Origin of the sequence: uncultured Agrobacterium sp. (assembly GCA_913777615.1) — a bacterium.
Taxonomy (GTDB): Bacteria; Pseudomonadota; Alphaproteobacteria; order Rhizobiales; family Rhizobiaceae; genus Agrobacterium.
The window spans coordinates 264,581-274,871 of the sequence record CAJYTK010000009.1 but is presented as its reverse complement, the minus strand read 5'-3'; the positions used below and the strand labels follow the sequence as shown (position 1 = coordinate 274,871).

Sequence of the window (10,291 nt, the reverse complement as noted above, 5' to 3'; positions counted from 1 at the left end):
CTTCAGTCAGCTTTCAAAAAATCTTCCGCAAGCTCCACCCAGAAGGCGGTTCCGATCGGAATGATATCGTCGTTGAAGTCGAACTTCGGATGGTGCAGCGGCGGGTCGTTGTCGGTGCGCTTGGTGCCGAGGAAGAAATACGAGCCGAGGCGCTTCTCCAGCATATAGGCAAAGTCTTCCGCTCCCATGGTCGGGCGCTCCATCTCCAGCACCTTGTCGGCCCCGGCAAAGCGCGTGGCGAGCGCCCGTACATAGTCCGTTTCCGCCTTGTGATTGACGGTCGGGCTGTAACCGCGCTCATACTCCAGCGTCACGCTCATGCCGTAGCTTGCGGCCTGACCTTCGGCGATCATGCGAATGCGCTTTTCCAACTCATCGCGGGCTTCAGGGTCGAAGGAGCGGATGGTCAGCAGCATTTCCGCTGTCTCCGGGATCACATTGCTGGCCTTGCCGCCATGGAATGCGCCGACGGTGACGACGGCTGGCATCAGCGGATGGATGTTGCGCGAGACCACCGTTTGCAGCGCCATGACGATGCTGGCACCGGCAACGATCGGGTCGGAGGCGCTTTGCGGCTCTGCCCCATGGCCGCCATACCCGTTGACGGTGATCTTGCATTCGTCCACTGCCGCCATCACCGGGCCGTCACGCAAAACAAAATGGCCGAAAGGCTGGCTTGGATCATTATGCAGGGCAAAGACTGCGTCGCAGGGGAAGCGGTCGAACAGGCCGTCTTCAATCATGATGCGCGCGCCGCCGAAATTTTCTTCTGCCGGCTGGAAGATCAGATGGATCGTACCGTCGAAATTGCGCCGCTCAGCAATGATCTTCGCCGCGCCCAGCAGCATGGCGGTGTGGCCGTCATGGCCGCAGGCATGCATCATGCCTGGTGTCTCGCTGGCATAGTCGGCGCCGGTTTCCTCGTGGATCGGCAGGGCATCGATGTCGGCGCGGATGCCGACGCTGCGATTGCTTGTGCCATTGCGCAAGGTGGCGACCACGCCGGTGCCTGCGAGGCCTCGCGTTACCTCGTAGCCCATTTTAGTCAGGCGCTCTGCGACGAAATCGGACGTCTTGAATTCGGATAGGCCGATCTCCGGATTGCGATGCAGATGGCGGCGGATTTCAACCACCTCTTCCATGACGTTGGACGACGAGGAAATGGTCACCGGATGCAGTGTCATGCTTTGCTGTTCCGTCTCTTTGCCGCAGCGGTTGCTGGCCGGCGCATTCTTCATCGATCATGAATAGCAAGAGTGGACCGTCTTGATAAGGGCGTGCTGTTATTGGCCTGGATTTGTGTTCTTGCGCGGCAATCAAACAGATGGCATGGAACTGAAAATGCCTTGAAACATTCAAAACCTTCTGATCACATCACGTCATGAAGAAGAATGCCAAGCGGATATGGGGAGATATCGGGGAAAGGCAGCGGCGTTTTCGCGGGGGAATTTTGCGAAATGTCTGGTTCCGGGGTCATGCTCCCCTAGACGCCAATTCGTTCTCGAGAAACTATTGATATTATATAGTGAAATCCGAATGCCCCGATTTCACCATGTCGGGCGATAAGATTGTTTCTCGCTACCGTGCGCTGGTCCGCGGTGGTTCAGCAAAGGTTCAGGATCAGCACGAAATAAAGCTTGCCACATTGTTTCACTCTCGATGAGAACTCCGAAACAGTTAAGGGTTAAAGACTAGCCTCAGCATTTCACTCAGGGTCCAGAATACGAGCCGATGTCATTTCATATTACGCCGACCGCCGCCGCCCGTGACTCCGAAACCAAGCAGATCGATCACAACGACTCGATCCGCTCTGTCTATTTCAACATAGACGAGCTGAAAGCTTGCGGGGCAGACCTGTCGCACTCAGGTTCTGCCTCCCTTCCCGGTTTCATGGAGTTCGACTTCTTCGCGCGTCACCGCGAGAACGAGAAGGAAATTCTGCGCGTCTATCGCACCACGGCGGTAGATTCGGAAAACGGCCTGACCATCACGCCGGCTGCGGAATGGCTGCTCGACAATCACTATGTGATCGAAGAAGCCATCCAGGAAGTCCGTCGCGATTTCCCGAAGAAATTCTATCGGCAACTGCCGACGATGCGGATCGGCAATGCCGAAATCCCGCGCGCTCTGGCACTGGCATGGCTCTTTGTCGCCCACACCCACAGCACGGTCTCGCGCGAAAGTCTGACGGCGCTGGTCGAAGGCTTCCAGACCAACAAGACGCTACAGATCGGTGAAATCTGGGCGCTGCCGTCCTTCCTGCGCTTCGTGCTGATCGAGAACCTGCGTCGCATCTCCATTCGTGTCGAGCGCTCGCGCCGCATGCGCCACAAGGCCAATGAGGTGGTGGACGAGATCATCCGTCTCAACGAGGCGGAGCCTTCGGCGGAATTCCTCAAGCAGATCGACCCGCTGGTCGATGACCCGACATTCGCGACCCAGTTCCTCTATCGTCTGAAGAACGGCTCGCAAACCTCGAACTTCGCACTGAACTGGCTTGAAGAGCGTCTCAACAGCGTCGGCACCGACGCTGAAAACGTTATGATGGCGGAGCACAACCGCCTTGCCTCTGGCAACGTGACGATGGGCAATATCGTCAAGAGCCTGCGTGAGATCGATGACACCGAATGGTCGGTCTGGTTCGAAGACGTCAGCCACATCGACAAGGTTCTGCGCGAGCAGACCGACTACGAAACGCTCGACTTCGGCTCGCGCAACACTTACCGCAACAATGTGGAGCTGCTGGCGCGCCGTTCCAGCAAGACCGAAGTTGAGGTGGCTCAGCTTGCCGTCGACATGGTGACGGAAGCCGCCACGTCGAATGATGCCTATCCGCATCAGCCGAATGTCGGCGCCTTCCTCGTCGGTCAGCGCCGCAAGGAACTGGAGCAACGCATTGGCTACAATCCCTTGTTTGCCCAGCGCGTCGTGCGCACCATGCGCCGCTTCAACTGGCTTGCCGTTGCTGTCCCGGTTCTGGTTCTGACAGCTATTGCTATGCTGGCGGTTGGCTGGTTCCTGGCTGAAGCCGGCATGCCCTGGTATGTCGTCAGCGCGTTCCTCTTGATGTTTGCACTTCCAGCCTCCGAAGGCGCGACAGGTCTTTTCAACACGCTTGTCACTTTCTTCGTTAAACCGTTCCGCCTTGTCGGTTACGAGTTCAAGAGCGGCATTCCTGAAGATGCCCGCACCCTGGTTGCCGTGCCTTGCATGATCACCAGCCGTGATGCGGTTGACGAGATGATCCGCAATCTGGAAGTCCACTATCTCGCCAATCCCCATGGCGAGATCTATTTCTCGCTGATCAGCGATTGGCGCGATGCGCAGCAGGAGCAGACCACCGAGGATGTGGAGCTTCTGGAATATGCCAAGCGCGAAGTGGCGAACCTCTCCGCGCGCTACGCCTTTGACGGCAAAACCCGCTTCTTCCTGCTTCATCGCCGCCGCATCTACAATCCGTCCGAAGGGTGCTGGATGGGCTGGGAACGCAAGCGCGGCAAGCTGCATGAACTGAACCTGTTGCTGCGCGGCGACAAGGACACGACCTTCCTCAACGGTGCGAACACCGTGCCGAAGGATGTCAAATATGTCATGACGCTGGATGCCGATACGCGCCTTATGCGCGATGCCGTCACCAAACTCGTCGGCAAGATGCATCACCCGATCAACCGTCCGGTTCACGATCCGGAAACCGGCCGTGTGATCCATGGTTATGGTCTGCTGCAGCCGCGTGTCACGCCGTCGCTGACGACGGGTAAGGATGCGTCGGTCTTCCAGCGCGTCTTCTCGATCAACCGCGGTATCGACCCTTACGTCTTTACCGTGTCCGACGTCTACCAGGACCTGACCGCAGAAGGCACCTTTACCGGCAAGGGCCTTTACGATGTGGATGCCTTCGAAAAGGCTCTGAAGGGCCGCATCGACGAGAATTCCGTTCTTTCCCACGATTTGCTTGAAGGCTCCTTTGCCCGCTGTGCATTGGTGACGGACGTGGAACTCGTCGAGGATTTCCCGACCCGTTATGAGGTCGAAGTCTCGCGCCAGCATCGCTGGGCGCGTGGCGACTGGCAGTTGCTGCCCTACATTCTCGATGCCGCACGCGGTGTAACCGCGCTCGGCCGTTGGAAGATGATCGACAACCTGCGCCGCTCGCTGACCCCGATCGCCTGGTTCGTGGCGTCCGTTCTCGGCTGGTACTTCATGGACCCGTTCGGCGCGCTGATCTGGCAGATTCTGTTGATCTTCTCGCTCTTCGTTGCGCCGACCATCTCGCTTCTGACGGGCCTTGTGCCGCGTTCAACGGATATCGTGCCCCAGGCGCATTTCCACACGATTTGGTCGGAAATCCGCGCTACCAATGCACAGGTCGCGCTCCGCATCGTCTTCATTGCCGACGGCGCCTGCATGATGGCTGATGCCATCGGACGTTCGCTCTACCGTCTTTTCGTCAGCCGCAAGCTGCTGCTGGAATGGCGTACCGCCGCCAGCATGCAGTCCAGCGCCCAGGGCAGCGTCTTCGATTACTATCGTCAGATGTGGCATGCGCCGGTCGTCGCTCTCCTGGGCCTTCTGTTCGCAGCGCTCCCTGGTGACAATGCCTTCCTCGTCGGCGTCCCGTTCGCTCTTCTGTGGGTCTTCTCGCCGGTAGTTGCCTGGTATGTCAGCCAGTCTGCGGAAACCGAAGACCGCATGTTCGTTTCAGAGCATGTGTCGAGTGAGTTCAGAAAGATCGCGCGTCGCACGTGGCGCTATTATGAGACCTTCGTCAACAAGGACGAAAACTATCTGCCGCCGGACAACTTCCAGGAGACGCCGGAGCCTATCGTTGCCAGCCGTACCTCGCCGACCAACATCGGCGTCTACCTGCTGTCGACGATTTCTGCCCGTCAGTTTGGCTGGATCAGCTTCTCCGACACGATCGAGCGTCTGGAAAAGACCATCGAGACGGTAGAGAAGATGGAGAAGTATCGCGGTCACCTCTACAACTGGTACCATACCGATACGCTGCAGACGCTCGGCCCCCGCTACGTTTCCGCCGTGGATAGCGGTAACCTCGCCGGCCATCTGATCGCCATTTCCTCTGCCTGCCGCCAGTGGGCGGAAGCGCCGTCGGCTCACCTTCAGGGCAATCTCGACGGTATCGGCGATGTCGCCGGCATCGTTCGCGAAAGCCTGAAAGAACTGCCGGACGACCGCAAGAACCTGCGTCCGCTGCACCGCCGTCTGGAAGAGCGCATCATCGGCTTCTCCAACGCGCTTACCTCGGTCAAGCGCGAGCACGAGTTCGCCTCGATCCGCGTCATCAACCTTGCGGTTCTGGCGCGTGACATTCAGAAACTTGCGGCCAATCTCGATCTGGAAGTGAAGTCCGAGCAAAGCGCCGAAATGACCCGCTGGGCGCAGATGCTGGTGGATTGCTGTGAAGCGCATATTTCCGACAGCGCCTTCGATCACTCCACCATCGATTCGCTGCGGGAGCGTCTTGCCTCGCTTCGCGATCGCAGCCGCAATCTCGCTTTCTCCATGGACTTCGGCTTCCTCTATCGCAAGGATCGCCGTCTGCTCTCGATCGGCTACCGCGTGGAAAGCCAGGAGCTGGATGAGGCCTGCTACGACTTGCTGGCTTCCGAGTGCCGCCTGACATCGCTCTTTGCGATTGCCAAGGGCGATCTGCCGACGGAACACTGGTATCGTCTCGGCCGTCAGGTCGTGCCGATCGGCGCGCAGGGCGCGCTGGTTTCCTGGTCGGGTTCGATGTTCGAATATCTGATGCCGCCGCTCGTCATGCAGGAGCGTCAGGGTGGTATCCTCAATCAGACCAACAATCTGATCGTTCGTGAGCAGATCAATCACGGTCGCCGTCTCGGCACGCCTTGGGGTATCTCCGAAGCGGCCTTCAATGCCCGCGACCACAATATGAACTACCAGTACACCAACTTCGGTGTTCCGACGCTCGGCCTCAAGCGTGGTCTTGGCCAGAATGCCGTCATCGCGCCCTATGCGTCGATCCTCGCCGCGCAGTACGATCCAGACTCGGCGCTCGAAAACCTCGAGAAGCTGCGCAAGCTCGGCGCGCTTGGTCGCTATGGCTTCCATGATGCCGTGGACTTTACGCCGACCCGCGTTCCCGATGGCAAGGTCTGTGCCGTCGTCTACAACTACTATGCCCACCACCATGGCATGTCGATTGCGGCTGTCGCCAACGTCGCCTTCGATGGTTTCCTGCGTGAACTGTTCCATGCCGATCCGGTGATCGAAGCAGCCGAACTGCTGCTGCAGGAAAAAGCACCGCGCGAAGTGCCGGTGATGAGCGCCAAGTACGAGCCGGAAACTCCCGGCAAGGAACAGGCGGATCTTCTGCGCGCCGAAATCCGCACGGTGACCGATCCGGCCATCCGTGATCGTGACGTGGTGTTCCTGTCAAACGGCCACTATTCCACGATGCTGACGGCAACCGGTGCCGGTTACTCCAAGTGGAACGGCCAGGCGGTATCCCGCTGGAAGGCCGATCCGACGGAAGACCGTTGGGGTACCTTCCTGTTCCTGCGCGACACCACGACTGGCCAATGGTGGAGTGCGACCGCAGAACCACGCGTTGCGGAAGGAGAAAAGACCAAGACTGTCTTCATGGACGATCGTGCCGAATTCCACAAAACAGTGGGCGATCTGCAGAGCGTCGTCGAGTGCATCGTTGCCACCGAGCATGATGCTGAAGGTCGCCGTATCACCCTCCTTAACGTCGGGACGGAAGATCGCTACATCGAAGTGACCTCCTATCTCGAGCCGGTGATCGGCAAGGAGGACGACGACAACGCCCATCCTCTGTTCTCGCGCATGTTCGTGCAGACAGAAATCGGCAAGCGCGGCGATGTCATCCGCGCATGGCGCAACAAGCGTTCGCCGAGCGATCCCGATACCATCATCGCGCATCTGGCGGCAGACAATGCCGGCACGTCTCGCGCGACGGAATACGAGACCGATCGCGCCAAGTTCATCGGCCGTGGCCGCACACTTGCAGAGGCTGCCGCCTTCGATCAGGGAGCGACGCTTTCGAATTCCGATGGCTTCACGCTCGATCCGATCCTGTCGCTGCGTCGCGTCGTGCGCGTGCCTGCCGGCAAGAAGGTCAGCGTGATTTTCTGGACGATTGCAGCGCCTGGCCGTGAGGATGTCGACAAGGCGATCGATCGCTATCGTCACCCGGATGCTTTCGCGCATGAACTTGTTCATGCCTGGACACGCACCCAGGTGCAGATGCGCCATGTCGGCGTCTCCTCGCAACAGGCAGCAGCCTTCCAGCATCTCGGTCGCTACCTTGTGTATCCGGACATGCATCTGCGCGCCGATGCGGACACGCTGAAAACCGGTCTCGCCTCGCAGCGTTCCCTCTGGTCGCTGGCGATTTCGGGCGACTTCCCGATCTTTGCGCTGCGCATCAATGACGACATGGACATGGATATCGTCCGAGAAGCCTTGAGTGCGCATGAATATCTGCGCTCGCGCGGCGTGATCTTCGATCTCGTCATCGTCAATGAGCGCTCCGCATCCTATGCGCAGGATATGCAGCATGCGCTGGATCACATCTCCGAAGCGCAGCGCCGCATCAACCCGGCGGATGGCGGAAGACCGCATGTCTTCTCGGTGCGCCGTGACTTGATGGATGAGGAAACCTGGGCAGCACTTCTGGCCGCATCTCGCGTCGTGCTTCACGTGCGCAACGGCAAGATCGTCGACCAGGTCAACCGCGCCGTGTCGCTCTTTGCAGCCAACCGTGGACCGGATGCCAATGCGACGCTCGCGCGTTTGCCCTCACCCGCCTATCCGGTTGCCGATCCCGTCGAAGACACCCAGGATCTCGATTTCTGGAACGGCTTTGGTGGCTTCACCAAGGATGGTCGCGAATACGTCGTGCGGCTGAACCGTGGACAGTCCACGCCGCATCCGTGGATCAACGTCATCTCCAACGAGAAATTCGGCTTCCATGTTTCAGCGGAAGGCGCCAGCTTCACCTGGAGCCGCAATTCCCGCGACTATCAGCTGACACCGTGGACCAACGATCCGGTTACCAACCGACCGGGTGAGGCGATCTATGTTGCCGATGCCGAAAGCGGAAAGATCCATTCGCCCTTTGCTGCCATCGGTCGCAACCCGGAAGCGGTCTTCGAAGCCCGCCATGGTCTCGGTTACTCCACTTTCCGCAGCGTCGATGACGGTCTCGATATCGAGGTGACGCAGACGGTGGATCGCGAAAAGCCGGTCAAGCTTTCGCGTCTGACGATCCGCAACGTCGGAACGCAGAACCGCCGCCTGAAGACCTATGGTTATGTCGAGTGGGTGCTTGGAAACAACCCGCAGAAGTCTGCACCGTTCATTCTGAGCAGTCATGATGAGGACACCGGTACACTCTTTGCCTCCAACCCCTACAGCATCGACTATAATGAGAGGACGTCGTTCCTGTCGCTCGATGGACCGTCGACCAGCTTCACGACCAGCAAACGTGAGTTCATCGGTCGCTTTGGCACCATCAATGCACCGCAGGCCGTGGTCACGGGTGCTGCGCTTTCCGGAAGCACGGAGCTCGATGGCGCGCCTTGCGCGGCAGTGATGCAGGAAATTCACCTTAAGCCGGGTGAAGAACGCCATGTGCTGTTCTATCTCGGAGATGCCGATACGGTAGATGAGGCTCGCGCATTGGTGAAGGATATCCGCAGTTCGGATTTCGACACCGTGCTTCAGGCTAACAAGGATTTCTGGAAGGGCTTTACCGGCCAGTTGCAGGTTTCGACACCGGATGCTGGCTTTAACCACCTGGTCAACACCTGGCTGCCCTACCAAGCCTTCTCCTGCCGCATCCTGGCACGCACGGCCTTCTATCAGTCGAGCGGCGCTTTCGGCTTCCGCGACCAGCTGCAGGACACGCTTGCCTTCCTGCTCTACCAACCGGATCTCGCCCGCGCGCAGATCATCCGCGCTGCTGGTCGACAGTTCGTCGAAGGTGACGTCCAGCATTGGTGGTTGCCGCTGACAGGAGCAGGTGTTCGTACCACGATCTCCGATGACGTCGTGTGGCTTGCCTACGCGACCTATCAGTACATCGCCACCACCGGCGACAAGGCAATCCTGGAGGAGGATATCCCCTTCCTCAAGGGTGCAGCCTTGATGCCTGGCCAGCATGATGCCTTCTTCCAGCCGGAAACAAGCGAGAAGACGGCGAACCTCTACGAGCATGTGGCACTGGCGCTTGATCTCGCCATCCATCGCACCGGCGAAAACGGTCTTCCACTGATGCTCGGTGGCGACTGGAACGACGGCATGAACCTCGTCGGTATCGGTGGCAAGGGCACCAGCGTCTGGTTGGGCTGGTTCCTGGCCGGTACGCTGCGCGACTTCATTGCCATCGCCGAAGAACGCCGCGATCTCGACCGCGTCGAACGGTGGAAAACGCACCGCGACAAGCTGCGCGCGGCACTCGAAACCGCAGGCTGGGACGGTGACTATTACCGTCGTGGCTATTTCGACGACGGCACGCCGCTCGGCTCCTCCACCAGCGAAGAATGCCAGATCGATTCGCTCGGACAGAGCTGGAGCGTGCTTTCCGGCGAAGGCGAGGCGGATCGTTCGCAGCAGGCCATGAATGCGGTGATGAGCAAGTTGGTGGACGAGGATCTCGGCATCATCCGCCTCTTCACCCCGGCTTTCAGCCGCACGCCGCACAATCCAGGCTACATCAAAGGATATCCGCCGGGCGTTCGTGAAAATGGCGGTCAGTATACCCACGCTGCAACCTGGGTTGTTCTTGCGCTTGCCAAGCTTGGCCGCAGCGAAGATGCATGGAAGTGCTTCTCGATGCTGAGCCCGGTCAATCACGCCCTGGACCGCGAAACGTCCGAGACCTACCGTGTCGAGCCCTATGTGGTGACGGCGGATGTCTATGGCGAAAACGCCTATGCCGGTCGCGGTGGCTGGAGCTGGTATACGGGTTCGGCCGGCCTGCTCTATCGCGCTGCGGTCGAAGGCATTCTCGGCATCACGCGCAATGGCGGCAAGCTACATATCGCGCCGTCGTTGCCCGAAGCCTGGGATGGGTTCTCCGTCCAGGTCACGATCGACGGAACCACCCGCGACGTTTCCGTCAAGCGCACGGCAGGCTCCGCGGACATTGCCGTCACGATCGATGGCAAGCCGGTCAAGAGCACGGATCGCGCCATCCCGTTCGACTGAACGGGGTGAGCCTCGAAGGCCTCTTCAAAGAAAAAAGCCACGGCGCTGAAAACGCTGTGGCTTTCTGGTT

The 10,291-nt window shown here is 59.3% G+C and carries 2 protein-coding genes; one reads left to right on the top strand and one right to left on the bottom strand.

Annotated features, from left to right (window positions below; translation table 11 throughout):
* Positions 1-2 precede the first annotated feature (2 nt).
* Entirely contained in the window at positions 3-1,184 is a 1,182-nt protein-coding gene (locus tag QZ862_RS08755; protein WP_296099043.1) for a M20 aminoacylase family protein, read from the bottom strand.
* 547 nt (positions 1,185-1,731) lie between these two features.
* Between QZ862_RS08755 and QZ862_RS08750 the strand changes: the two genes are divergently transcribed.
* On the top strand, positions 1,732-10,221 hold the full coding sequence (locus QZ862_RS08750; RefSeq protein ID WP_296099039.1) for a glucoamylase family protein: 8,490 nt from the start codon (positions 1,732-1,734) through the stop codon (positions 10,219-10,221).
* Positions 10,222-10,291 lie beyond the last annotated feature (70 nt).